Here is a 22,581-nt window from a genome sequence, read left to right as displayed (position 1 = left end):
GAGCCCCGCCTCGAATCGTCAGCCGAGGAAGAGCGGCAGCCGCGCCGCGAGATCACCCAGTTCGGCCCGCTCCCCATCCGTCGCCGCACGCCGCCCGGTACCGACCAGCAGCGCGTCCCGGTCCGACCACGACTTCGGGAAGGAGGCCCCGGCGATCCGCTCCAGCAACTCGCGAGTCCGGGCCAGCCCCTCGGCGGGCGGGTCCGCCGCGTCCGGGAGGTGTGCGATCAGGTCGAGGTGGTGCAGGGTCCACTCCAGGACGTACACGGACAGGTAGTCGCCCACCGTGAGCACCTGGTCCCGTGTACCGACCCGCAGCTTCGGATCGGCCAGTTCGGCCGCACGCCCGGCGGCCGAGCCGACGTCGTCGAGGTGGAACTTGAGCAGCCCGGGATCCTGATACGCGGCGGCCAGCCGAACCGTCAACGCGTCGAGCGGATCGTCACCGGTCGGCGGCGTCTCGGCGACCTCCCAATACGTCACCGCATCGCGCGTCGGCTCCGAGTCGGCGGGCGTCACGAGTGTGATCAGAACGTCCTGCGCGTCGATGACCAAATGGCACACCAGGTCCTGCACCAGCCAGCCGGTACACCCCGACGGCCGTGCGAAGTCCTCGTCCGAAAGCCCGGCAACCGCCGCGCGCAATGCCGTCCACGAGTGTGAGAAGAGATGCACACGGGCACGGTAGTCCCCACCGCGACACCGGACAAACGCTTTTGCCCGCCGCCCGAGGCCGAGCGCACCCGATGCCCGGCCGGGCCGTTCACCCGCACGGGTGCGTGGGTCGGAGTGGAGATTTCCCCGGGTCGTGTGCCCTGCGGGGCCGGGGTGGTCCGGTCGTGCGTATGCGTGATGCGGCGGGTACGGCTTTTCTGGTGTGGGCGATCGGCCTCACCGAATGGGAGCGAACATGCGTACGACGACCGGGGCGGCGAAGAGCACGCCGGGCGACGAGGGCGAGGGCGGCGGTGGCGACGGGCGACGTCGACGCGCCATGTCGTGCCCGCGATGCCTGGGCGCGAGCGAGCGCTGTACCCACACGATCGGGGAGTCGGCCGGCGTGATCGTCGTCGGCCCGGCACCCACCCGGTCACCGCTTCGGGGCGCGTGGTCCCGCACGGGTATGGAGCGGGGGCGTGGCCGGCGGACCCGGTGAGGACCGCCCACGGATCGGCGCCGGCTAGACTGTCGGCGCCGATCCGGCAATACGGCACGGGGGCGGGCGCGAGGGACGACGGAAGCGGGCGGATGCACAGCGGCGACCACATCCCGGTCCACGAGTTGATGTCGATATCCGTGTACCAGCGCTACCGATTGCTCGCGGATCGGCTGCACGCCACCCGGTTGTGGGCACACGAGGACGTCTTCGCCACGGTGTTCGCCGACGCCGCACGGCTCGTCTTCGGGTGCGGTGAACGGCACCGCGACGCCGGGCGGTTCGTCGACCAGACCTTCGTCAATCTGATCGCCAGGCCGGGCGACCTGGTCGCGCTGTGCCGGGCCGTTGTCGACATCGAGTTGCGCCTGGCCGTCGTGGAGGCCTACGTCCGGCACCCGCTGGTGTCCGAGGACATCCTGTCCGCGATGGGTGCGTCGGGTGAGGTGCACCGCGAACTGCCGCACGGCGGTTGGAGCGAGGTCCCGATGTACCACCACGCGGTCGCCCGCTTGCGCGCCGAGCCGGACCGGCGGTTCGATCTGCACGAGCTGGCCCCGTTCGGCACCCGCCATGACCTCTCGGCCGCCGCCTCGGCCCTGCGGGCCGCGCTCGAAGCCGACCAACTCACCGACCAGGCACGGGCATTGGTGCTGGAGTCCGCAATCGTGGACATCCCCGAGCCCGCCTATCACGAGGGCGACCGCGTCCGCGTCGTCGTCGACGAGCGCAACCGCACACCACACAGCGGTGCGATCCGGTACAAACTCTGGCACTACCGCGACCGCACCTGGTACTTCCTCCTCCGCACCGACACGGGCGCCAAGATCTCCAAGCGCTACGCCGCCGGCGACCTGCGACCCGACTGATTCACCCGGTCCGATCGGCGGTCCGCATGGGAAGGTCGGTCATCGGCCGTCGTGGGCCCGGCGATGGGCGCGGACGATCGGGGCGGGCGCGATGCTGATCGTCCTCGTCCTCGTCCTCGTCCTCGTCCTGGCACTGGCCCTGGTTCCGGTGCTGCCCGGGCGCGTTCGTACCGAGGATGTACTCGAACCGGAGTAACGGCGCCCGTCCGCCCGGGAGTTCGGCTCAGTCGAACAGGGACTCCTGTACGTCGCTCGGGGGGAGGAACTCGGGTTCGATCGGGGGCGGGTACCTGCCCGCGGTGCGGGCGAGGTCTTCCAGGCTGGACCAGCGGCGGCCGGCGATGCCTTCGCCGACGAGGGTGTGGAAGAGGTGGGTCACGGCATACGCGTCCCAGGTGGCCGCGCGGTCCTGCGGGGGCTGGAGGCCGATCGCGCGCAGGCGGCCGTCCAGGGACTGCGGCGTGGCGGTGGGCCGGACGGCGGCGGCCAGGGTCATCAGGTCCAGCACGACGCAGGACGCCAGCGCCGGGCAGTACGCGCGTTGTTCGCGGATGATCGTCGTCTCGGCGAACGGCGGGACCGCGATCAGCGCGTGCGGGTGGTCGCCCGAGATCCGCCGGTCGATCGCGGCCAGCGCCTCGGCCAAGGACCCTGGCTCGGCCGGCGGTACGGGAGCCGTGATCGGTGCGGGGGGAGGGCTCCCGGGCTCGGGCGGTTCGATCACCGCGTGCGCCCGCCAGGAGACGAGGTCCCCGATCCCGTGGTGCGCGAGGGCGGCCACCTCCACCGGCGCCGGGCGCTGCACACCCCGGGTCACCAGCCGGAAGCGAAGCCCCACGAAGCGCACATCGGACAGTGCCGTCGTAGTCGCGTGTCCTGCCATGCGGGGAGTGTAGGCGCGCCGCCCCAAGGAATCCCGAACCCCCGCCGGCGCAGGCGTTTTGCGCTCACGGCACTCGAGGCGGTCGCCGCGCTCGGACGACGCGAACGGTTGCCGCTCAGGTCACGGCCGCCCGGATCGTGAGGGTTCCGGCGGCGGTGTCGAGGGCCGCCTCGGTACCGAGCGGGATCGTCGGCGGGTGGGGGCCGTGGCCGGCGGGCACACCGCCGAGGACGGGGACGCCCAGCCGGCCCAGCCGGTCGCGCAGGACGTCCAGGATGCCCCATCCGCCCAGGGTCGGGTCGCCGGTGTCCCGCTCGAAGCCGAGGAATTGCCCGAGCACCACCCCGCGCAGACCGTTCAGGGCGCCGCTGCGGGCGAGTTGGGTGAGTGCACGATCGACCTCCCCCAGTCCCGTGCCTCGTTGGTGTTCGAGGAAGAGGATGGTTCCGTCGAGGGCGGGCAGCCCGGCTCCGGTCTCGGTGCGGATCGCGTCGAGGTTGCCGCCGACCAGGACGCCGACCGCTGTGCCGCCGAAGGTGATCGAGGCGGTGGGCTCGGTGGGGTCCCGGTGCAGGGTTACCGGGGCGGTGGTGGTCAGTGCGTGGCGAAGGGCGGTGGCCGAGGCGGGGCCGCACCGTTCTCGGCTTCCGTCCGGGAACGGACCGTGCAGGGAGGCGAGTCCGCAGTGGGCCCACAGGGCCAGGTGGAGGTGGGTGATGTCGCTGAAGCCGACGAGGGGCTTCGGGTTACGACGCAGCGCGTCGAAGTCGAGGTCGTCGACGATGCGGTAGGCGCCCTTTCCGCCCCGGCTCGCGAGCACGGCGCGGACTCCGGGATCGCGGAAGGCCGCATTCAGGTCGGCGGCACGGTCCTGGTCCCTGCCGGCCATGTACCCCCATCGGTCGAAGGCGTGTTCGCCCACTTCGACTCGCAGCCCCCATGACGTCAGCAACTCGACGCCGTGCGCGACGCCGTCGCGGGTGGGTGGACTGGCGGGGGAGACGACGCGCACTCGGTCGCCGGGGTGTAGGCGCGGGGATCGGACGGTTTGTCGAGGGCTGTCGATGGTGGTCACGGTGGCAGCCTTCTATGGGCGGCTTCGGGGTGGGCGAGAGGGGTGGGGGGCGGTGGGGGTGGAGGGTGTGGCCGGTGACGAGTTCGGAGGTGATTCGGAACCATGCCTGGTGGGGGTCGTGGGGGTGGGGAGCAGGTGGTTCAGGCGGGTGAGGGTGGTGGGGTCGTCGATTCGGGAGGCGTGGCCGGTGATGGTGCCGGTCCAGCCCGTGTGCGCGGTCGGGTCGATGCGGTCGGTTTGGAATGCGACCACCGTGTCGAGGGCGGCCTTGGCGAGGGGCGAGTCGGGCGGGGTGCGGAACACCACGCATTCCCGGTCGAGGGCGAACGGCACCACGTGGACGGCCGGGAGGGCGCCCTCGCTGACGATGACGCGTCCCATCGGTTCGCTTGCCATCAGGCGGAGGGTTTCTCGACGGTCGAGGGGGTGGTTCGTGGATGGGGGCTTGCTCATGGCTCCACTGTCGAACCGGGGGCGGGTGTGGCACAGGGCCGAACGGCCCTGAGTTCGCCGCACCACGCGCCGCGCCGCGGCCCTGACGGCTCCGTGGGGCCGTCAGGGCAGGGGGACGCGCCGCTCCAGGGCCGCGCCGCCGCCCGGTGCCGGGCCGAAGGTGTGGGTGCCGTCGAGGGGTTCGGCGCGTTCGCGACTGTTGCCGGGCCGCTGTCGCGGGCCGGGGTGGGCGGCGGGTCGGCGCCGTTGCCGCGTACCCGCGCCCACACCCGCGCCGCGTCGGCCTCCACCTGTACCTCGACGCGGCGTGTCCGGGCGTGATGGGAGCCGGTCAGGCGATCGGGACCAGCAGTACCGGTGCCTTGGAGTGGTGCAGCAGCGCGTGGGTGACGCGGCCGAGGTTGGGTCCGAAGCGGCCGTGGCGGCGGTGGGCGGCCAGGACGACCAACTCGGCCTCGTCGCCGGCGGCGAGCAGCGCGTGGGTGGGGATGTCGCAGACGATCTGCTCGGTCAGCGGTACCTGGCGATAGCGGTTCATGAAGGGTTCGAGGGCCGCCGCGAGGGTGGCCTCGGCGTTCTTGCGGCCGTCGTCGCCGATCCACAGCGGGGCCGCGTAGGGCGCGGCGGGCGACACCGGGGGTGCCCACGCGTGCACCGCGCGCAGTGCCACGCCGCGCGCCTGGGCCGCGACGAACGCGGCCTCCACGGCGGGGGCGCAGTCGAGGCCGGACACCCCCACGACGACCGTGCCGGGCGCGTCCAGTGGGACGTTCGCGTGCGGCGCGCGGACCACCAGGATCGGGCAGCGCGCGGCGGCGGCGACGGACAGCGACACCGAACCCAGCAACAGACCCGCGAAGCCGCCCAGTCCGCGACTGCCGAGAACGACGAGCGCGGCTCGGTCGGTGGTCTGCTCCAGGGTCGGCACGATGCGGGCGAGTGCGACCGTGGTGACGATCGCCAGGTCCGGACGGCGCAGCCGGGCCCGCTCGGCGGCGGTTCGGACCAGGGATTCCGCTTCCTCCCGCAGTTCCGCGGCCTGTTGGTCCTCCTCGCGGTCCGGCGCCCGGTCCACGACGTGCAGCACCTCCAGCGGCACGCCTCGGAAGGCCGCTTCGTCGGCGGCCTGTTCGACGGCGAGATCCGCGAGCCCGGAGCCGTCGACGCCGACGACCACGTGGCCGCGCAGGGGCGCGCCGTTGCGCTCGGGGGTGGGGGCGGACGAGGGGTTGTGGTTCATGGACTGCTCCCGGGGTTCGGGTGGGATAGGGCTGTCGGACCACGTGCGAGGTGGTGCGCGGCGGGACGGGGAACTTCGCTGCTCGTTGCGTCGGCCGACGAGTACGCCCGGACCGGGCCGTCGGCGGCCGGATGGCCGAAAACCCGGCGTGTGTGCGGGAGTTTTCCTGGCAGGCGTCCGCCGGGGCACGATGTCGTCGCTCTTCCCGTGCACCCATGCGTACCCCCTTGACCGCCGGTGAAAAGTGGCCGACGGCAGCGGGATCGGCGTCCTCGGCCGGACCCGTCGAGCATGGCGTCGAAGCGGACGGGCGGGCAGGGCCGGATTGCCCGGTCCCCAGGGCCGTTCGGCCCGGATGACCGCTGTCGCCGGATGCGCGCCGACGCTCGCGGCCACCGATGAAGGTCTCTCGGCCCTGGTGGGTTCGGGACCTCCGGCCCTGTCGGGCGCGGTTCGCCCCGCGCAGAATGAGCCCGACGCCGACCCGACCGGGTGGCGCCCGTTCGTCACCGCCGGGGAGCACACCATGGAAGCCGGGTCCACCACCGAAGTCGTCGCCGGGGCCCGTCGGTCCCGCGACAGCGGTGCCACGCGAACTTCCGCGCCGAAGCCGATCACCGGGCAACCGCTCGGCACGATCCGGGTGTTCCTGCTGGACGACCACGAGATCGTCCGACGCGGCCTGGCCGATCTGCTCGGCGCCGAGGGCGACATCGAGGTGGTGGGCGAGTCGGCGTCGGCGGCGGAGGCGACCCGCCGGATACCGGCGCTGCGCCCGCATGTCGCCATCCTGGACGGGCGGTTGCCGGACGGCAGCGGGATCGACGTGTGCCGCGCGGTGCGTTCGTCGTTCCCGGAGATCAACGCGTTGATCCTGACCTCGTACGACGACGAGGAAGCGCTGTTCTCCGCGATCATGGCCGGCGCCGCGGGCTACGTCCTCAAGCAGATCCGGGGCAACGATCTGGTGCGCGCCGTCCGGGAGATCGCCGCCGGCCGTTCGCTGCTGGATCCGGCCAGTACCGCGAAGGTCCTGGAACGTGTGCGGACCGGGAACCGCGAGGATTCGCTCGTCGCCACCCTCTCCGACCAGGAACGGCGCACCTTCGACCTCGTCGCCGAGGGCCTGACGAACCGACAGATCGCCGAGCGTATGCATCTCGCGGAGAAGACCGTCAAGAACTACGTTTCCACGATGCTCCACAAACTCGGCTTCGAACGCCGCGTCCAGGCAGCGGTCTTCGCGGGAACCCTGGCCCACCCCGCCGCGCCGTCACCGGAGGGGTCCCGAACCCCCGGGCGAGGCTGAGGGCACCGTCGAGGTCGCGGTCCGGTCGGGGTCCCGCCGCTTCAGGGCCTGCGGCCGCGGAAGGTGCGGCGCAGGTCGTCCACCCAGGCGTCGGGGTTCTCCCAGGGGATGAAGTGGCCGCCGTGGTCGTGGGCGTTGACGTTGACGTGGTTGAACCACGCGGCCTGCGGGCCGGTTTCGAACGCGCGGACCCGCTCGTCGGCGGTGTGGATGCCGGGCGGGTTCTCGTAGGTGACCAGGGTGACGCCGACCGCGGCCTGTACGACCGGGGTGTGGTCGTGGGCGGGGGTCCACGGGTGGCGGTTGGCGTTGGCGTAGTAACGCATCGACGTGGCGATGGAGTTGTTCACCCAGTAGATCGTGGCGTGGGTGAGCAGGTCGTCCCTGGTGAAGACCGACTCGACGTCGCCGCCGTTGTCGCTCCAGGCCCTCCAGCGCTCCAGCAGCCAGGCGAGCAGTCCGGCGGGCGAGTCGCTCAGCCCGTGGGCCAGCGTGGCGCCGTCGAGCATGTGCACGGCGAGGTGGGTGGCCCAGCGGTGGTCCATCTCCACGATGCGGGCGCGGACTTCGGTGGGCTGGTCGTCGGTGAGGGGCCGGTTCCGGGCGAAGTCCCAGGCCCGGGGGCCGGTGAAGAAGTCGAGCGGCAGCCCCGAGCCGATGTGGATGCCGTACAGCCGGTCGGCGTACTTGTGGCCGAGTTGACTGGAGACGAGCCCGCCGATGTCGCAGCCCCCGGCGGCGTACTTCTCGTATCCCAGGGTCTCGGTCATCAGGGTGTGCCAGAGGTCGGAGACCTTCCAGAAGTTGACGTCGGGAAAGCCGGTGAGCGGGCCGGGGAAACCGAAGCCGGGCAGCGACGGCACGATGACATCGAACGCGTCGGCGGGGTCGCCGCCGAACGCGGCGGGGTCGGCGAGCGGGTCGATCACCTTCGACCAGTGCCAGAACGTCCACGGCCAGCCGTGGGTGAGGATCAACGGGATCGGGTGGGGGCCGCGGCCGGCTTTGCGCATGAAGTGCACCGGGACACCGGCGACGTTCACCCGGTAGTGCTCGTGGGCGTTGATGGCGGCCTCGGCCTTGCGCCAGTCGTAGCCGTTCCGCCAGTGGGCCACCAACTCGCGCAGGTAGCCGTCCGGAACGCCGTATGACCAGTCCTCGTTCCCCTCGTCCAGCGGCGCGCGGGTCAGCGCGAGTCGGGCGCGCAGATCGTCGAGGACCTCGTCGGCCACGTGGATCGGGGTGGGTTCCAGAGGGAAGGCGCGCGAGGTCGTCATGGCGTGGTTCCTTACCGGGCGGGAGTTGGGCTCCGACGATGGGATGTTTCCACATCCGCCCCGGTGCCGCGTCGAGGGCGTGGCGAACACACGGCGGGCTTCCGACCGGACATCGCCGACGGACCGACCGGGCGGGCTACGTGACGTGCGGGCCGGGGCCCGGTCTCGGGCGGAAGTCGCGGAAGTCCTCGCGTGGTCGGGGCAGTCGGCCCTCATCGACGTTCCACGTGTGGGGAAGCGCCTCGTCGCAGACCGCGCAGGCGTAGTGCCGATCGCGCACGATGTTGAGCTGCCGACAGGAGGGGCAGCGGCGGAAGACCATCTCGTGGGTGAAGCCGCCCGGGTGCGCGATCCCGGCCCGGGTCAGCGCGTCGGCGACGGCCGGCCACGAGCCGGGGTCGGGGCAGTAGCCGGTGGACTGGTTGCTGATCTCGTCGGCGGCCCACCGTCCCGCGTCCGCACGGAAGGTGATCTCCCCGGCGCTCAGCACCTCGCCCCCACCCGCGCACACCACGTGCTCGCTCCGGCGTGGAGCCAGGCGAAGCACACCCGCGACATCGACGACGAACGTGAACGGCTCGGACGCCTCCCGCGGCCCGCGTGCCGAGATCCACGCGTCGACGTCCGCGGCCGAGCCGATCGATCGCCCCGCGTTGTCCGAACGGACGAGGGCCGTCAGCTCGGCGGGCCCGACATAGCGATACCTCCGCGCAGGCGCGTCCATGTCCGCCGAGCCGCCGGACCCGAACGCCCCGGTCACCCTCGGCAGATGCAGAAGGGGTGCCCGGCCGGGTCGGTGAGCACCCGGGTCTTGGCCGGATCGTCGGGCTGGTGGTCCGGCTTGCCGGCGCCCAGCTCCAACAGTCGGGCCTCGGCCTCGTCCAGGTCGGCGACGTCGAAGCACATGTGCAACTGCTGGGGAACCGTCTGCCCGGGCCAGTGCGGAGCCCGGTAGTCGTCGACCCGTTGAAAACCGATGAAGAGCCCGTCCTCACGGTTGAGACCCGCGAAGTCGGCGTCCGATTTCGGGTGCGGCGCGAAGCCCGTCGCCTCCTGGTAGAAGGCCGCCAACGCCAGTGGATCGGGGCAATCGAGCGTTATCGCGACCAACTTCATCTGCGGGGACATGGCACCTCCGGGCCCATCGCGTCACCCAGCTCTCGTGCGGTCCACCCTAATGGGCCGGTGCCCGGCCACCCGGACGCACTCCTCCGCGATACGGCCGGTTGGGTTCGCCTGCTCCGTCGCCTGCCGCTCCGGTCTGTTTGCGGTACGCCCCCGGCGGTGATCCGAAGTGTCGCTTGAAGGCCTTGGCGAAGGCGAACTCCGAGGTGTACCCCGTATGTTGGGCGATGGTGCTCAGCGGGGTCGACGACTGCTGCAACAACCGCGCCGCGGTGGCCATCCGCCAGTTGGTCAGGTAGGTCAACGGCGGCTCGCCGACCACCGAGGTGAAGCGCCGCGCGAACGCCGCGCGGGACAGCCCGGCGCGGGTGCCCAGGGACTCCACCGTCCAGGGACGGCCGGGATCGTCGTGGATCGCCTTCAGGGCCGGGGCGACCGCGGGGTCGGTCAGCGCGGCCGCCCAACCCCGGGTCCGCTCCTTCGGTAGATCGGCGTACCACGACCGGAGGATGTACAGCAGCAGCAGATCGATGAGCGCCGTGACGACCGCGTCCGAGCCCGGCTGCGGCGTGTGGAACTCGGCGCACAGCTGATCCACCGCCGAGCGCAGCACCGGGTGGCGGCCGGGCACCGCGGGGAGGTGGATGACCTCGGGTAGATCGCCGAACAGCGGATGCGGGCGATCGACGTCGATCGCGTACGCGCCGCACACCAGCACCGTGTGCGGCCCGGGTCCGTCCACGGTGACCTGGCCGATCGGCGAGGAACGGTCCACGCGGTCCGGAACGAAGTCCACCGGATCGCGGTCCGGCACGTCGCACAGGGTGTGTCCGCTGCCGCGCTGGAGGAACACGATGTCGCCGGGTCCGAGCGCGAGCGGTCGGCCGCGCGGTGGCAGCAGGTGGCAGTGCCCTTCCACGACCACGTGGAACCCGGCTCCCGAGATGGGCTGGAACTTCAGGGCCCACGGGGCGTGCGCGTCGGTGCGAGTCACCATCGGGCGTCCCGAGCGCAGGACTTCGAGGGTGTCGCTCAGGATGTCCATGGCGCCACTTTAGTGCCTGCATAACGAGACGACGAGACAAAGAATCGAGATCTTTGGTCATTCACCGTCTCGCTGTGCAGGCGTAGGTTTTGGTCATGGCGGTTGCCGAACCCCGGCGCCGCATCGACGAAGGGTGGATCCCATGTCTTTGGCCGGCAAGAAGATCGTGATCATCGGTGGAACCTCCGGCATCGGGTTCGCGGTGGCCCGACAGGCCGCGGCGGCCGGCGCGGACGTCGTGGTCGCCTCGAGCAACCAGGACCGCGTGGATGCCGCGACGAAGCGGTTGGGCGCGCCGGCCGAAGGCCGCCGCCTGGACGTCGCCGACGGCAACGCCATCGCCGCGTTCTTCGAGCAGGTCGGGGAGTTCGACCACCTCGTCTACACCGCGGGCGAATCCCTGCTGATCAAGCCTTTGGTCGACACCACCCCGCAGGAGGCCCGGGCCGTCTTCGAGCGCCGGTTCTGGGGCGCGTTCCTCTCCGCCAAGTACGCCGCACCGCGACTGCGCGACGGCGGCTCGATCACCTTCAGCTCCGGCGTCCTCGCGATCCGCCCCCAGGCCGGAACCGTGCTCGCGGCGGGTATCACCGGCGGCGTCGAGGCCCTGTCCCGGGCCCTCGCCGTCGAACTCGCCCCTCTGCGCGTCAACGTGATCCAGCCCGGTGTGATCCGTACCGAACTGTGGGACGCCAGTGTTCCCGACCCCGAGGCTTTCCTCCGGCATGCCGGGACCGAGCTGCTCACGCGGCGCGTCGGCACCGCCGAGGAAGCCGCGGCGGCCTACCTGTTCGTCATGACCAACGCCTACGTCACCGGCGTCACGCTCGGGATAGACGGCGGCGCGGCACTGGTGTGACGACTCGACCGCCCCGAAGTGCGCGTGCGCGCGTGGCTATTGGAAGTGGTGGGCGTTCTCCGTGAGGAAGGACTCCAGTGTGCGTGGCCGGCGGTTCAGGAGGGTTTCGACCGTTCGGGTCGGCGACTCCGGGTGGGTGATGGCCAGTTGTTGGATCTCGACGATGTGGTCGGCGAGCCAGACGGGGAGGCCGGCGGCGGTGGTCAGGGTGGTGTGCATGGCCTCGGTCGGCAGGTCGATGTAGCGGATGGGGCGGCCCAGGGTGCGACTGAGCAGGTCCGCCAGTTCGGGGTTGGTGTAGGTGCGGTCGCCGGTGAGGGTGTAGGTGTGGCCGCCGAGATCCGGACGGGTCAGGATCTCGGCGGCCACGTCGCCGATGTCGCGGCAGTCGACGTAGTTGCAGGGGGCGTTGCCCATGCTGCCCGGGAACACGCCTTCGGCGGCGATCGACGGGGCGAGGGTCAGCAGTTTCTGCATGAACGCGTACGGCCGGAGCACGGTGTGCGGCAGGCCCGTGTCGCGCAGCGCCCGCTCGATGATGTGGTGGCCGCGCGAGACGGCGACCGGCGAGTCCGACGCGGCCTCCGGAGCCGAGAGTTTGACGACGTGTCGGAAGCCGGCGGCGGCCGCGACGGAGATCGCGCACGTTTCGTGGGCCACCTGCGCCGGACTGTTGGCCATGGCGAGGAACAGTTGGCTTGCGCCGTCGAACGCCTTGCGCAGCGAATCCGGGTCCGTCGCGTCCGCCCCCCGTACCTCCACCAGCGCGCGGGCCGGCCCGTGGAGGCGGTTGCGCAGCGCGTCCGGGTCCCGGCTCAGCGCGCGGCTCGGGACGCCGAGGGCGACCAGGCGGTGGAGAACCGCGCTTCCGGTGGTTCCGGTCGCGCCCATGACGACGATCATGTCCGTGCTCCCTGTGTCGTGGGTGAATGGTGCCGTTGGGCGCCGAGCCAGCGCCAGGTGACGATGGTGGTGGCCAGGGCCGCCGACAGGGGCAGGTCCAGGCGCAGCCGGTCCGGCCAGTTCCCGTGGTGCGGGATGATCCGCTCCGGCACCTGGCCCCCGACGAACCAGCCGACGCACGCCGCGAGGGCGGTGACCGCGAGCGCCAGGACGGCGGTCGGGACCACCCGGGGGATCGAGGTCAGCCGGCTCCGGCGCGGCCCGCGCCGTTGCAGCCAGGAGCCGACGAGTGCGGCCACGATCGCCGAGGTTCCGGCGATCGACGTGCAGGCGGCGATGGTCAACTCCTGCTGTCCGGTGGCCACGCCGCCCGCTCCGGCCATCAGGGCGGGGGCGAGGTAGGCGACCAATACCTCCCGCCACAGCGTGAAGGGGGGTGGGCCGGCGCCACGTCCGATGGAACGTTCCTGCCTCATGGGATATCGAGCTCCGTTTCGGGGTCGCCATATAATTAGCTCCCTAACTATATGGCCGAAGAAAAGGCCGCCTCCGGTCATCGCACACACGTGACGACAACCTGGGACGGCATACCTACACGACGGGGCGGGGCGGGGCGCGAGAAGTGCTGGGGGAAATCCGGGTGCTACTCGGCCGTCAGCGCGGGGATCCCCCGGACCACACGACCGAGCAGGTCCAGGAAGACGGTGCGCTCCCCGGGGTCGAGCGCGCTCACCATCTCCTGGAGTCGGCCGAAGTGCGTCGGAGCCAACTCGCGCATCTTCCGCGCCCCCCGTGCGGTCAGCACGACCACGGCGGAGCGGCCGTCCTCGGCGGACGGTCGGCGCAGCACCAGTGCCTCCCGCTCCAGGCCGGCGAGCAGTCCGGTCACCGTTGCCCGGGTGACCCCGAGTACATCGGCGAGGCCCGAGGGGGTCATCTCCCCGTCGGCGTCCTCCAGGGCCGCCAGCAACCGATAGCGGCCGGCCGACAGGCCGAATCCGGCGAAGTGCGCCTCGACCGCCTGCCCCAGTCGCGCCCCGGCCGCCAGCAATCGTACGGCGACCAGCACGGCCTGCGGGTCGGCGTCGAGCCCGTAGCGCCGGATCTGGCGGGCCGCCTGATCGAGCGTGGGGGTTTCCTCGGGCAGTGGGTCGTGGTGCATGACAAGTAGTATGGCTCCTAACTACTGACTCCGTCAACACGCCCTCCCGCAGCGCGGGTACGGACCCGGATGGTGAAGGTTTCGACGGCGTCGACGACGGCCTCTGACCCGACACGGCCGCCGGCCGGCCCGAACGGACCGATACGTTGCTCCCGTTGGCCCCCGGAGTGCCGGCCCGGACGGGTGAATCCCGGTGGGGACGATGTCGCGGTCGAGGCGGCGGGGCATGCGGATCACGACCTTCGTTCACAGTCGTTTCGATCGGGAGTATGCCGTGGTGGTTGCGCCGTTGGATCATTCCGCGTCCGGTTACAGCCTCGAGCAGGCCTATTGGATGGCTCAGGCCGCCGCGCTCGCGTACAAGGAACCGGATGTCGTCGAACAACAGGCCCGGGAGTGGGGGTTCGACGAGGTGCGGCACCTGAAGTCGACGCACGCGATGCCGTTTCCGATCGAGGACACGCAGGCGTATGTCGCCGTGTCCGACCGGATGATCGTGGTGGCGTTCCGGGGTACCGAGCCGGCGCAGATCCGGGACTGGCTCACCGACGGCACCACCCCGCCCTCCCCGGGACCGGGCGGCAAGGGCTTCGTGCACTACGGATTCGACCGGGCGTTGTCCTCGGTGTATCCGCAACTTCGTGACGCGCTGGCGGAGTTGGACGGCGACGGCCGCACGGTGTGGTTCACCGGGCACAGCCTCGGCGGCGCGCTGGCGATGCTGGCCGGGGCGCGGCTGTACTTCGAGGACCCGCGGCGCCTCCCGGACGGCGTGTACACGTTCGGCCAGCCGCGCACCTGTGAGCGGCTGCTGGCCGCGGCGCACCGGACCGCGTTCAAGGATCGGTACCACCGGTTCGTCAATCACCACGACATCGTTCCGGAACTGCCGCCGGAGCCGGCGTTCACGCACGTCGACCGGCTCCGCTGGTTCGACGGCGACGGGCGCCTGACCGAGAAGTCGGCGGGCGTCGCGGGTCTCGGCGGCCTGACCGGTCGCGCCACGTCGATGGTCGGGGACCCGTTCGGATCGGCGACCGACGGCGTCAAGGACCACTCCGTGACCCGCTACATCGCGGCCATCGAGAAAAACCTGACCCCGTCGAACAGCAGGGCATAGCCGGCCCGTACCGCGCTCCGAGCGGGTCCACGCGCGGGGCGGTGGTCATCCGGGTGGGCAACGTGCGAGTGTCCTGGGCGGGGACGCGGAAGACGCCGTTGCCGGTGCTCGCCGGGGCTTGCGGCAGGATCTCGTCGCCGTCGCCCGAGACGGGCCGGTGGGACGGGTTGGATGCCCGGGAGTTGCGGTCTGCGGCAACTCCCGGGCGGGCGGCAGGGGTCAGGAGGTATTGCGGGAGGCCATCTGTTGGATGGAGACGGCGATCAGGACGAGGAGGCCGCCGAGGATCCGGCGGCCGTCGAGGTGTTCGCCGTGGAGCAGCACGGCGAGGACGGTGGCGGTGAGCGGTTCCAGAAGTACGGCGATCGTGCCGGCGCCGGGGCCGGCACGGTGGAGTCCGGCGAAGTAGCCGGTGTAGGCGGCGGCGGTCGGGAACAGGCCGAGGAAGAGCAGGGCGCCGAGGGTGTCGGGGCGGACCTGGAAGGTCATCCCGGATACGAGTCCGGCGGGCAGGAGCAGGGCCGCTCCGGCGAGGAAGCTCAGGCCGGTGGAGGCGATGCGGTCCAGCCCGGCCGGTTGTTCGCGGCGGTCCAGGGACAATACGGCGAAGCCGGCCGCGGCGAGCAGGGCCAGCGCGGCGCCCGCCACCCGGTGGCCTCCGGCGGTGGGTGAGCCGAGCAGGAGGACCAGGCCGCTCGCGGCGGCGACGAGGGTGCCGAGGGCGCGGCGCGAGGGCCGCCTCCGGTCGAGCAGCGCGGATCCGACGGTCACCATGACGGTGACGCCGACCATCGTGGTCAGCGTGGCCATACCGACGGAAGTGGCCGCCACCGCGCCGAAGTACGCGGCCTGGAAGATCGCGAGCAACAGGCCGGAGGTCGTGATCCGGGTCAGTGCGGCCCGTCCGCGCGGAAGGATCCCGAGGCGGCCGCCGGCCGCGGCGTAGGCGGTGATCAGGATGCCGCCGAGCAGCAGGCGGTATGCGGCGACGGCCAGTGGGCTCAGCCCCGCGCGGGAGGCGAGGAGGGAGCCGGCGAGGCCGCCGGTGCCCCAGAGCAGGCCGGCGAGGATCAGCAGGCCGGTGCCGCCGCGCGGGTTGCGGGCGGCGGCCGAGGAGGATGCCGGAAGGAACGACGATGGACGTGCGGACATGGGGAAGCTCCGACTTCGACGTGGACGAGGACAACGTCGGAGCGGGGAGTCGGCGATTCGACACGGATCACTGCACATCGGGCAGCACCGAATGGGGCCTCGGCGACAACGGCCTGCCGGACCCGAGAGACGCCCCGCTCAGTGGCGGGGCGGCGGGGTGATGACGCGATGGCGATGCACGAGGATCACCGTACCGCGCGGCGGGTGGCAGCCGAGGGGTTGCGCGGCCCGCCGGCAGTCGAAGTGCCGTACGGGCCCGGGAGGTACGCGTAGAGCCGTGCGGCGCTCGACGAAGCGCGAATCGCGAAGTGCTGTGCGGATGCGGCGGTTCGCGAAGCGCCCTACGAGGCGCGGTGATACGCGAAGTGGCTTGCGGGGCGGGGTAGGTACGCCCGGAGCCGCGCGGACCTCGGCGAAACGCGGCAGTGCCGTGCGGGCGCTGTGGTTCGTGTAGGGGCGCGCGAGCCCCGGTGATACGCAAGATGGTGTGCGGGGGTGGGTTGTGCGCGCGGGGGCGTGCGGGCCTTGGTGGGTTGCGAAGTGCCCTGCGGATACGGCGGTTCGCGAAGCGCCGTACGAGGTGCGGTGATACGCGAAGTGGCTCGCGGGGCTTGGTGGGTACGGCCAGGGCCGCGGGGACCTCGGCGAAACGCGGCAGTGCCGTGTGGGTGCTGTGGTTCGTGTAGGGGCGTGCGAAAGCCCGGTGATACGCAAGGTGGTGTCCGGGGCCCGGTGGTTTGCGCAGGGGCGTACGGGCCTCGGTGAAAGCGGAGTGCCGGGCGGGTGTTGTGGTTTCTGAAGGCGTGCGCGGGGCCCGGTGATACGCAAGGTGGTGTGCGGGTGCGGGTTGTGAGTGCAGGGGTGTGCGGGCCTTGGTGGGTCGCGGAGTGCCGTGCGGGCGTTGTGGTTCGCCGAGGGCCGGGATCTGTTCGGGTGTACGGGGGTCTGGGTCAGGCCCGGTGGAGGATCGTGGCGGCCTCTTCGGGGGTTTCGATGACGATCGAGTGGTAGCTCTCGATGCGTGATACGACGCCCTCGCGGGGGCCTTGGCGCCAGGTGTCGCTTGCGTAGAAGGCATCCTCCTGTTCGCGGTGTTCGTCGAGTGAGGCGAACGCGCGGATCAGGTAGGCCTCTTCGTGGCCCTCCTCGGCGACGAGCGAGGATCCGCAGGCGACGACGCGGATGCCGGCCTTCTCCAGCATCGGCACCGCCTCCTCCCGCATCACGCGGACGAAGTCGTCGGTGGTGCCCGGCTTCAGGCGGTACGTACGAATCTCGAGAATCACGAGCGATCTCCCGGGGTGGTCGTGGCTGCCGATACGCTACCGGCCGCCCCGGACGCTGCGCCCGGGATCGGCGGGGTGCGCCCGGGTTTTCCGGCCGTCGGCTCACGCGTCGTCGGCTCGCCGGGGATACCGAGCACGCCGAGGAACGCGCTTGCCGCCGGGGTGCGGGCGAAGCGACTCCAGACGACGTACTCGACCCGCGCCGGCGCGTCGACGATCTCCAGTGTGACGACACCGGCGAAGCGCGGCGCGTAGGCGGCCGGCAACATCGCCACGCACAGGCCGCGGCCGACCAGGCGGGGGATGAAGTCGGTGGTGGTGATCTCGAAGGCGACGTCGCGGGTGAGCCCGGCCGCCGCGAAGGCCTGGTCGGACTGGATGCGTCCGGCGGTCCCGGCCGGGAGGTCCACGAAGACCTCGGCGGAGAGCCGGTGCAGGTCGACGGTCGACGCGCCGGCGAGCGGGTGGTCGGGGGAGACCATGGCCACGAGGTGGTCCCGGCCGAGTTCGTGGGCGGCCACGCCCTGGGGGTGGGCGGTGGTGGGCAGGCCGAGGAAGGCGACGTCGAGTGTCCCGTCCCGGACCTGATCGAGCAGGTCGTCGCTGGCACCGACCCGCAGGCTGATCCGTACCTGCGGGTAGCGCCGGCGGAAGTCGCCGAGCGCGTCCGGGATGTCGGCGGCGGAGACGGTGGGGATCAGGCCGACGGCGAGGCGTCCGCGTACTTCGCCGACGGCGGCGGCGACCTCGGCCGCGGCCCGTTCGGCCGCGTCCAGGCACTGCCGAGCGGCGGGCAGGAACGCCTCGCCCGCGGCGGTGAGTTGCACACGCCGACTGGTTCGGGCGAACAGTCGCGCGCCGAGTTCGCGTTCGAGCCGGGCGATCTGGTGGCTGAGGGCCGACTGCACGACCAGGCAGCGTTCCGCCGCGCGGGTGAAGCTGTTGGTCTCGGCCACGGCGACGACGTAGCGCATCTGTTGGAGCTCCATGCATCCATCTTGAATCGAGATCGATGCGGTGACAAACATGTCTTGGACTCATCGATCGATCCCGGGTCAGACTTCGAGCCATGACAAGCCGAGCCGGCCGAGGGCCGTCCGGCGGCGCGGGCGGCGCCCGCCACGGGAGCCTGCCGCGCACCGCCCTGACCGCCCTGGCACCCCTGGTGTGGGGCACGACCTACATCGTCACCACCGAACTGCTTCCGTCCGGACACCCGCTCTTCGCGGGCCTGATGCGCGCGCTGCCCGCCGGCCTGATCGCGCTGGCGCTTACCCGGACGCTGCCGCGCGGCGCCTGGTGGGCCAAGGCCGCGGCGCTCGGCGTCCTGAACATCGGACTGTTCCTGCCACTGCTGTTCATCGCGGCCGAACGCCTGCCCGGTGGCGTCGCCGCCACGCTGTCCGCGGCGCAACCGCTGATCGTCGCCGTCCTGGCCGTCGGCGTGCTGCACGAACGCCTGTCCTTGCGGCGGTTGTTCTGGGGCGTGACGGGTGCCGTCGGCGTCGGTCTGGTGGTGATCGGGCCGAACGCGGCGCTCGACACCGTCGGCATCGCGGCGGGCCTCGGGAGCGCGGCCATGATGGCGTCCGGCCTGACGCTCACCAAACGCTGGGGACGCCCGGACGGGGTCGGCCCGCTGGCCTTCGCCGGGTGGCAGATGACCGCCGGGGGCCTGTTCCTGGTACCGGTCACCTTCCTGGCCGAGGGAGCGCCGCCGGCGATCGACGCGAACGCCGCCGCCGGCTACCTCTGGCTGGGCGTGGTCGGCGGCCTGATCACCTACGTCCTGTGGTTCCAGGGCATCGGACTGCTGCCCGTCACCTCCGTCGCGGTCCTCGGCCTGCTCTCCCCGCTGGTCGCCGCCACGCTGGGAGCCGTCGTCCTCGACCAGACGCTGGGTCCGATCCAGCTCGCCGGCTTCGCCCTCGCCCTGGCCGCCATCGTCGCAGGCCAACTCCCCGCCCCCACCCCGACGCCCGCGACCCCCGCCACCCCGGAGGCGGATCCCACTCCCGTCTATGTGACGCCGCCACCGGAGCCCACTGCCGAGGGCGTGGCCGCACCCCTGGCGGCCGCCGACCCGCGCCGACCCGGGTGACGCGCGGCGACCCGCGTCACTCCTCGTCGCTGTGGGCGTACAGCTTCAGCACCGGGACACCCACCTTGTGCCGGGCACGGCTCGCCCAGTCCCGGTGGAAGAACTCCTCGACCAGGTGCGGGGCCGTCAGGACGATCACCTCGTCGGCCTGCGTCCGCTCGACCACGGACCGGAGCAGATCCAGCGGATGGCCCTCGACCACTTGTCCGACGGCCTCGCTTCCCGCGTTCCGCAGGCCGCGGAGCGAGTGCTCCAGGGCGAGGGCGGCGGGCCGGCGGGCCTCCTCGCCCTCGGGCTCGTCGGATTCGTGGGCCGCCTGCCGGAGTTCGCCCAGGGCGACATCATCGATGGCGCGCAGCAGGCGTTCATCGCCGCCGCGCGGCTGTAGCAACACGACGAAGGACATCGTGTCGTCGTGGAGGGAGGTGACGAAGTCGACGTCCGCCGCGGACAGCGGCTGCTCGACCATCAGGACGCTCGTGAACACCGTGGGCCCTTCCGTGGCGCACCCCGAACGGGTGCGAACGGTGAGTAACGATAGCGACACGCATTCGCCACGACGCCGGTTTTCCGCCGGGCGGCGCCGAGGTCGTCGCCGACCCGGTGGTCGGTGCGACGACCGGGGGCGCGGAGGCCGCCGGCATACCCTGTTATCTGTACGCGTCGTGCGGCCCCGAGCCGTGCGGCCGTGTGCGTTTGTGCGCGTCGGGGCCGGGGGTTCGGTCGGGGATCCGCACGGTTGGATCGGTACGGACGTCCGCCTCCCGATGGGGGAACCATTTGCTCGCGCTCACCCTGGAGTCGGCGCGGCGTACCGTCGGCGCGGTACGCGCCTGGGTCGTGTCGGCACCGGCCACGTACCTCTGGCTGTTGATCATTCACGTCACGACGCTCGACATGTATGTCCGGCTGACCGCCGACGAGCGGGTGGCCTTTCTGCGTCGGCAGAGTACGAATCTGCACAATCTCGACACCAGGCCGCTGCGGGTGATGGTGGCCAGCGCGGTGTGGGCCGAGGGCTGGCACGTGATCAGATTCGTGGTGATACTGACCGCGCTGTGCGCCGTTGCCGAACGGTGGGTGGGTACTCGGCGCATGCTCACCGTCGCCGCGCTCGGTCACGTGGGCGCCACGTGCATCAGCCAGGCGCTGGTCCTGGTCCGGATCCACGAGGGCACGCTGGCGGAGAGCGCGCGCCTCCAGGTGGATGTCGGACCCAGTTACGGCTACATGGCGGTCGCCGGGCTGCTGTTCCACGGCATTTCCGGCCGTTGGCGGTGGGCCTACGCGGTGGGCCTGGCCCTGTATGTGGGTCTGCCGTTGCTCTCGCACCGGGACGTCACCGCGACCGGGCATCTGTGCGCGGCGTTGATCGGACTGTGCTGCCTGCGCTTCGCGCGCGGGCGGCCGAGGTGGGATCCGGACGCGTGGTGGCGCGGCAGGCGTACGTCACGCTCTGCCGGCGAGGCGGTCGGGGCGACGTCCGGCGGTTCGTAGGGCGCGGCGGGGCAGACGTGCGGCCCGACGGGCGTGTGGCCCGGACCGGGTCAACGTCGGTCGGGCTCGGCCCCGTCTCGTGCCGGTGTGCCGCCGCCGGTGGGGACGGGGCGTTCGAAGAGGGTGTCCAGGGCGATCGTGGCCTGGGTGCTGCTCACTCCGGCGATGGCGTGGATGCGGCGCAGCACATCCTGGAGGGCGCCGGTCGACGTGGTGCGGACCTTGAGGAGAACGGAGGCCGTGCCGGCGACGATGTGCGCCTCCTGGATCTCGGTGATCGCGGCGAAGGCCGGTCCGGAGTCGCCGATCCAGGCCACCGAGTCGACGGTGACGAAGGCGAGCACGTCGAGGTCCACGGCGGCGGGGTCGACGTCGACGGTGGTGCGGCGGATGACGCCGGCGGCCCGCAGCTTGCGGACCCGCTCGTGGGCGGCGCCGGCGGACAGGCCGATCTCCCGGCCGAGGTCGGCGTAGGTGCGCGTCGCGTCGGTTTGGAGCAGTGCGAGCAGGTCCCGGTCGACGTCGTCCATGGGTCCTCCGTGGGGATGGTGCCGATCGCGGGGGCTCGATGTTAGCGGGCGAGGCCGGCGGCGTCGGGAGGGAGGTGCGGTGCGTTCGGCCCGGTGTTGACGTAACGGAATCATATTCTGTAATCATTGCGGAGCACGAGATGGTGTTCCGTGATGATGAGGAGTTGCGAGACGATGTCCGACGCACGAACTCCGATCTACGACGTGATCGACGAACGTTTCCGCACCGAACGGTGCATCTACGGCGACGACCGACTGGAGACGCTGTACGACGGTGGTCGTTGGTCGGAGGGGCCGCTGTACTTCCCGGCCGGGCGCTTCCTGATCTGGAGCGACATCCCCAACGACCGCATGATGCGCTGGGACGAGACCACCGGGGTGGTCGGCGTCTTCCGTTCGCCGGCCGGGCATCCCAACGGCAACACCCTCGACGCGCAGGGTCGACTGATCACGTGCGAACAGGGCAATCGCCGGGTCACCCGCACCGAACACGACGGCTCCGTCACCGTGTTGGCCGATCGTTTCGGGGGCAAGCGGCTGAACAGCCCCAACGACGCCGTCGTGCACTCGGACGGATCGATCTACTTCTCCGACCCCGACTTCGGCATCACCACCGACTACGAGGGTCACCGCGCCGAGAGCGAGATCGGCGCGCCGAACGTGTACCGGATCGACCCGGTCACGGCGGATGTGCGGCTGGTCGCCGACGGGTTCGCCGGGCCCAATGGCCTGGTGTTCTCCGCCGACGAGCGTCGGCTGTACGTCTCCGACACCCGTGCCAACCATGTGCGCGTGTTCGACGTCCGCGCCGACGGGACCCTCTCGGAGGGCGAGGTGTTCGTCGAATGCCGGGCCGGCGACGGGCGGTTCGACAACATCCGCTTCGACGACGCGGGTCGGCTGTGGGTGGCGGCGATGGCCGACGGGGTGCACTGCTACGCCCCCGACGGAACCCTCATCGGCCGCATCCGCACCCCCGAACCCGTCGCCAACATCACCTTCGGCGGCGCCAAGCGCAACCGCATGTTCATCGCCGCCAACAACGCCCTGTACTCCCTGGTCTCCGCCGTCACGGGCCTGTCGCGACTGCCCGGGCGATGACGGAGGCGGCGAATCGGCGGCCGAACTCGCCAGTGGTGCCGCCGAGTTGTCGCAAGCGTGCTACGTGGTCCGGCGGTGGCGGCCGGTGCCCTCGTTCAGATACGGGCCCGGCTGCGTGCGGTGGGCGGCCGCCGCACCGTCCTTGCCGACTTCCTCCCGCGACGACGGGTACAACAGTCGTGCCGCTTCGAGGTAGTTCGCGGCGACGGCCAGGGTGACCCACTGGTAGCCGTCCCACTCCAGGACGACGCGCGGTGCCTCACGGTCGACGTGGGATGCGCGGGGCGGGCCGGTGAGGTGTACGGCCTTGCGTTCGCCGACGGGACGCAGTCGCTGCTCGCGTCGGGCCGCCCAGTCTTCCAGGGGTTCGTCGTTGCTCACGTGCTCTCCGGTCTGGATGGGTGCGCTTTGACCGGAACCGTAGCGGCTTGCTCGGGC

At 71.6% G+C, this 22,581-nt stretch carries 26 protein-coding genes; 8 read left to right on the top strand and 18 right to left on the bottom strand.

Features of this window, described 5'->3' with window-relative positions; all coding sequences use genetic code 11:
* Positions 1–18: 18 nt before the first annotated feature.
* Positions 19–675, bottom strand: a complete 657-nt coding sequence (locus B4N89_RS39160) for a maleylpyruvate isomerase N-terminal domain-containing protein (RefSeq protein WP_078981299.1) — start codon at positions 673–675, stop codon at positions 19–21.
* A 573-nt stretch (positions 676–1,248) separates the two neighbouring features.
* On the opposite strand from B4N89_RS39160, the gene B4N89_RS39155 reads away from it, so the two are divergent.
* Entirely contained in the window at positions 1,249–2,025 is a 777-nt protein-coding gene (locus B4N89_RS39155; protein ID WP_078981298.1) for a hypothetical protein, read from the top strand.
* A 223-nt stretch (positions 2,026–2,248) separates the two neighbouring features.
* On the opposite strand, the gene B4N89_RS39150 is transcribed toward B4N89_RS39155, so the two are convergent.
* The 4 genes from B4N89_RS39150 to B4N89_RS39135 form a co-directional block, all read right to left on the bottom strand.
* Positions 2,249–2,908 carry a hypothetical protein gene (locus tag B4N89_RS39150; protein WP_143658239.1) on the bottom strand — a complete coding sequence of 220 codons (660 nt, stop codon included), beginning with the start codon at positions 2,906–2,908 and terminating at the stop codon, positions 2,249–2,251.
* Between the two features lie 115 nt (positions 2,909–3,023).
* The gene (locus tag B4N89_RS39145) at positions 3,024–3,983 is read right to left on the bottom strand and encodes a S66 peptidase family protein (protein WP_235619218.1); all 960 of its coding nucleotides are present in this window, start codon (positions 3,981–3,983) and stop codon (positions 3,024–3,026) included.
* 12 nt (positions 3,984–3,995) lie between these two features.
* Positions 3,996–4,379: a pyridoxamine 5'-phosphate oxidase family protein gene (locus B4N89_RS52830; RefSeq protein ID WP_268812578.1), complete on the bottom strand. Its 384-nt coding sequence runs from the start codon at positions 4,377–4,379 to the stop codon at positions 3,996–3,998.
* A 388-nt stretch (positions 4,380–4,767) separates the two neighbouring features.
* Positions 4,768–5,676: a universal stress protein gene (locus tag B4N89_RS39135; protein WP_078981296.1), complete on the bottom strand. Its 909-nt coding sequence runs from the start codon at positions 5,674–5,676 to the stop codon at positions 4,768–4,770.
* 526 nt (positions 5,677–6,202) lie between these two features.
* On the opposite strand from B4N89_RS39135, the gene B4N89_RS39130 reads away from it, so the two are divergent.
* Entirely contained in the window at positions 6,203–6,985 is a 783-nt protein-coding gene (locus tag B4N89_RS39130) for a response regulator (protein ID WP_078981604.1), read from the top strand.
* Positions 6,986–7,026: 41 nt separating this feature from the next.
* Here B4N89_RS39130 and B4N89_RS39125 read toward each other — a convergent pair whose 3' ends face one another.
* From B4N89_RS39125 to B4N89_RS39110, 4 genes are all read right to left on the bottom strand, one after another.
* Positions 7,027–8,262, bottom strand: coding sequence for an epoxide hydrolase family protein (locus B4N89_RS39125; protein ID WP_078981295.1), 1,236 nt, complete (start codon positions 8,260–8,262; stop codon positions 7,027–7,029).
* Positions 8,263–8,398: 136 nt separating this feature from the next.
* Positions 8,399–9,022, bottom strand: a complete 624-nt coding sequence (locus tag B4N89_RS39120) for a hypothetical protein (RefSeq protein WP_414646458.1) — start codon at positions 9,020–9,022, stop codon at positions 8,399–8,401.
* Positions 9,019–9,390 (bottom strand): VOC family protein, encoded by a 372-nt coding sequence (locus tag B4N89_RS39115; protein WP_078981294.1) that lies wholly within the window; start codon positions 9,388–9,390, stop codon positions 9,019–9,021. The genes B4N89_RS39120 and B4N89_RS39115 overlap by 4 nt, the downstream gene beginning before the upstream one ends.
* A 46-nt stretch (positions 9,391–9,436) precedes the next feature.
* Positions 9,437–10,432 carry an AraC family transcriptional regulator gene (locus B4N89_RS39110; RefSeq protein ID WP_101897489.1) on the bottom strand — a complete coding sequence of 332 codons (996 nt, stop codon included), beginning with the start codon at positions 10,430–10,432 and terminating at the stop codon, positions 9,437–9,439.
* Between the two features lie 142 nt (positions 10,433–10,574).
* Between B4N89_RS39110 and B4N89_RS39105 the strand changes: the two genes are divergently transcribed.
* Positions 10,575–11,291: an SDR family oxidoreductase gene (locus B4N89_RS39105; RefSeq protein WP_078981293.1), complete on the top strand. Its 717-nt coding sequence runs from the start codon at positions 10,575–10,577 to the stop codon at positions 11,289–11,291.
* A 36-nt stretch (positions 11,292–11,327) separates the two neighbouring features.
* On the opposite strand, the gene B4N89_RS39100 is transcribed toward B4N89_RS39105, so the two are convergent.
* The 3 genes from B4N89_RS39100 to B4N89_RS39090 all read right to left on the bottom strand — a co-directional run bounded on the left by B4N89_RS39100 (position 11,328) and on the right by B4N89_RS39090 (position 13,356).
* Entirely contained in the window at positions 11,328–12,194 is an 867-nt protein-coding gene (locus B4N89_RS39100; RefSeq protein WP_078981292.1) for an NmrA family NAD(P)-binding protein, read from the bottom strand.
* The gene (locus B4N89_RS39095; RefSeq protein ID WP_078981291.1) at positions 12,191–12,670 is read right to left on the bottom strand and encodes a hypothetical protein; all 480 of its coding nucleotides are present in this window, start codon (positions 12,668–12,670) and stop codon (positions 12,191–12,193) included. Before B4N89_RS39095 ends, B4N89_RS39100 begins: the two co-directional genes overlap by 4 nt.
* 167 nt (positions 12,671–12,837) lie before the next feature.
* On the bottom strand, positions 12,838–13,356 hold the full coding sequence (locus B4N89_RS39090; protein WP_078981290.1) for a MarR family winged helix-turn-helix transcriptional regulator: 519 nt from the start codon (positions 13,354–13,356) through the stop codon (positions 12,838–12,840).
* A gap of 226 nt (positions 13,357–13,582) precedes the next feature.
* Between B4N89_RS39090 and B4N89_RS39085 the strand changes: the two genes are divergently transcribed.
* Positions 13,583–14,476, top strand: a complete 894-nt coding sequence (locus B4N89_RS39085) for a lipase family protein (RefSeq protein ID WP_078981289.1) — start codon at positions 13,583–13,585, stop codon at positions 14,474–14,476.
* A 219-nt stretch (positions 14,477–14,695) separates the two neighbouring features.
* On the opposite strand, the gene B4N89_RS39080 is transcribed toward B4N89_RS39085, so the two are convergent.
* Positions 14,696–15,628 carry a DMT family transporter gene (locus B4N89_RS39080; RefSeq protein WP_078981288.1) on the bottom strand — a complete coding sequence of 311 codons (933 nt, stop codon included), beginning with the start codon at positions 15,626–15,628 and terminating at the stop codon, positions 14,696–14,698.
* Between B4N89_RS39080 and B4N89_RS50280 the strand changes: the two genes are divergently transcribed.
* Positions 15,613–15,789 (top strand): hypothetical protein, encoded by a 177-nt coding sequence (locus B4N89_RS50280; protein ID WP_161500966.1) that lies wholly within the window; start codon positions 15,613–15,615, stop codon positions 15,787–15,789. The two genes, B4N89_RS39080 and B4N89_RS50280, sit on opposite strands and share 16 nt — an antisense overlap.
* A 789-nt stretch (positions 15,790–16,578) precedes the next feature.
* Here B4N89_RS50280 and B4N89_RS39075 read toward each other — a convergent pair.
* Together B4N89_RS39075 and B4N89_RS39070 are read right to left on the bottom strand one after the other, a co-directional pair.
* Positions 16,579–16,914, bottom strand: a complete 336-nt coding sequence (locus tag B4N89_RS39075; protein ID WP_078981287.1) for an NIPSNAP family protein — start codon at positions 16,912–16,914, stop codon at positions 16,579–16,581.
* On the bottom strand, positions 16,911–17,903 hold the full coding sequence (locus tag B4N89_RS39070) for a LysR family transcriptional regulator (protein WP_078981286.1): 993 nt from the start codon (positions 17,901–17,903) through the stop codon (positions 16,911–16,913). Before B4N89_RS39070 ends, B4N89_RS39075 begins: the two co-directional genes overlap by 4 nt.
* Positions 17,904–17,983: 80 nt before the next feature.
* Here B4N89_RS39070 and B4N89_RS39065 point away from each other — a divergent pair, with 80 nt between their 5' ends.
* On the top strand, positions 17,984–19,015 hold the full coding sequence (locus B4N89_RS39065) for an EamA family transporter (protein ID WP_078981285.1): 1,032 nt from the start codon (positions 17,984–17,986) through the stop codon (positions 19,013–19,015).
* Between the two features lie 16 nt (positions 19,016–19,031).
* On the opposite strand, the gene B4N89_RS39060 is transcribed toward B4N89_RS39065, so the two are convergent.
* Positions 19,032–19,502: an indole-3-glycerol phosphate synthase gene (locus B4N89_RS39060; RefSeq protein WP_078981284.1), complete on the bottom strand. Its 471-nt coding sequence runs from the start codon at positions 19,500–19,502 to the stop codon at positions 19,032–19,034.
* Positions 19,503–19,795: 293 nt separating this feature from the next.
* Between B4N89_RS39060 and B4N89_RS39055 the strand changes: the two genes are divergently transcribed.
* Entirely contained in the window at positions 19,796–20,512 is a 717-nt protein-coding gene (locus tag B4N89_RS39055; RefSeq protein WP_078981283.1) for a rhomboid-like protein, read from the top strand.
* A 50-nt stretch (positions 20,513–20,562) separates the two neighbouring features.
* Here B4N89_RS39055 and B4N89_RS39050 read toward each other — a convergent pair whose 3' ends face one another.
* A complete protein-coding gene (locus tag B4N89_RS39050; RefSeq protein WP_078981282.1) occupies positions 20,563–21,042 on the bottom strand; it encodes an Lrp/AsnC family transcriptional regulator in 480 nt (159 codons plus the stop codon).
* 174 nt (positions 21,043–21,216) lie between these two features.
* Between B4N89_RS39050 and B4N89_RS39045 the strand changes: the two genes are divergently transcribed.
* Positions 21,217–22,143 carry an SMP-30/gluconolactonase/LRE family protein gene (locus B4N89_RS39045; RefSeq protein WP_078981281.1) on the top strand — a complete coding sequence of 309 codons (927 nt, stop codon included), beginning with the start codon at positions 21,217–21,219 and terminating at the stop codon, positions 22,141–22,143.
* Between the two features lie 60 nt (positions 22,144–22,203).
* On the opposite strand, the gene B4N89_RS39040 is transcribed toward B4N89_RS39045, so the two are convergent.
* Complete coding sequence (locus B4N89_RS39040; RefSeq protein WP_078981280.1) at positions 22,204–22,524, bottom strand: DUF6087 family protein; 321 nt, start codon at positions 22,522–22,524, stop codon at positions 22,204–22,206.
* Positions 22,525–22,581 lie beyond the last annotated feature (57 nt).

The sequence above is a fragment of the Embleya scabrispora genome, assembly GCF_002024165.1.
GTDB classification, from domain to species: domain Bacteria; phylum Actinomycetota; class Actinomycetes; order Streptomycetales; family Streptomycetaceae; genus Embleya; species Embleya scabrispora_A.
The sequence above is the reverse complement of the archived record's forward strand: the minus strand, read 5'-3'. Positions and strand labels throughout refer to the sequence as shown.

What these genes read in the sequence shown, in the direction of transcription:
- B4N89_RS39155 (WP_078981298.1), top strand. Translation starts at nt 1,249, where the DNA reads ATGCACAGCGGCGACCACATCCCGGTCCACGAGTTGATGTCGATATCC.
- B4N89_RS39150 (WP_143658239.1), bottom strand. Translation starts at nt 2,908, where the DNA reads ATGGCAGGACACGCGACTACGACGGCACTGTCCGATGTGCGCTTCGTG.
- B4N89_RS52830 (WP_268812578.1), bottom strand. Translation starts at nt 4,379, where the DNA reads ATGGCAAGCGAACCGATGGGACGCGTCATCGTCAGCGAGGGCGCCCTC.
- B4N89_RS39135 (WP_078981296.1), bottom strand. Translation starts at nt 5,676, where the DNA reads ATGAACCACAACCCCTCGTCCGCCCCCACCCCCGAGCGCAACGGCGCG.
- B4N89_RS39130 (WP_078981604.1), top strand. Translation starts at nt 6,203, where the DNA reads ATGGAAGCCGGGTCCACCACCGAAGTCGTCGCCGGGGCCCGTCGGTCC.
- B4N89_RS39125 (WP_078981295.1), bottom strand. Translation starts at nt 8,262, where the DNA reads ATGACGACCTCGCGCGCCTTCCCTCTGGAACCCACCCCGATCCACGTG.
- B4N89_RS39115 (WP_078981294.1), bottom strand. Translation starts at nt 9,390, where the DNA reads ATGTCCCCGCAGATGAAGTTGGTCGCGATAACGCTCGATTGCCCCGAT.
- B4N89_RS39110 (WP_101897489.1), bottom strand. Translation starts at nt 10,432, where the DNA reads ATGGACATCCTGAGCGACACCCTCGAAGTCCTGCGCTCGGGACGCCCG.
- B4N89_RS39105 (WP_078981293.1), top strand. Translation starts at nt 10,575, where the DNA reads ATGTCTTTGGCCGGCAAGAAGATCGTGATCATCGGTGGAACCTCCGGC.
- B4N89_RS39100 (WP_078981292.1), bottom strand. Translation starts at nt 12,194, where the DNA reads ATGATCGTCGTCATGGGCGCGACCGGAACCACCGGAAGCGCGGTTCTC.
- B4N89_RS39095 (WP_078981291.1), bottom strand. Translation starts at nt 12,670, where the DNA reads ATGAGGCAGGAACGTTCCATCGGACGTGGCGCCGGCCCACCCCCCTTC.
- B4N89_RS39090 (WP_078981290.1), bottom strand. Translation starts at nt 13,356, where the DNA reads ATGCACCACGACCCACTGCCCGAGGAAACCCCCACGCTCGATCAGGCG.
- B4N89_RS39085 (WP_078981289.1), top strand. Translation starts at nt 13,583, where the DNA reads ATGCGGATCACGACCTTCGTTCACAGTCGTTTCGATCGGGAGTATGCC.
- B4N89_RS50280 (WP_161500966.1), top strand. Translation starts at nt 15,613, where the DNA reads ATGGACGTGCGGACATGGGGAAGCTCCGACTTCGACGTGGACGAGGAC.
- B4N89_RS39080 (WP_078981288.1), bottom strand. Translation starts at nt 15,628, where the DNA reads ATGTCCGCACGTCCATCGTCGTTCCTTCCGGCATCCTCCTCGGCCGCC.
- B4N89_RS39070 (WP_078981286.1), bottom strand. Translation starts at nt 17,903, where the DNA reads ATGGAGCTCCAACAGATGCGCTACGTCGTCGCCGTGGCCGAGACCAAC.
- B4N89_RS39065 (WP_078981285.1), top strand. Translation starts at nt 17,984, where the DNA reads ATGACAAGCCGAGCCGGCCGAGGGCCGTCCGGCGGCGCGGGCGGCGCC.
- B4N89_RS39050 (WP_078981282.1), bottom strand. Translation starts at nt 21,042, where the DNA reads ATGGACGACGTCGACCGGGACCTGCTCGCACTGCTCCAAACCGACGCG.
- B4N89_RS39045 (WP_078981281.1), top strand. Translation starts at nt 21,217, where the DNA reads ATGTCCGACGCACGAACTCCGATCTACGACGTGATCGACGAACGTTTC.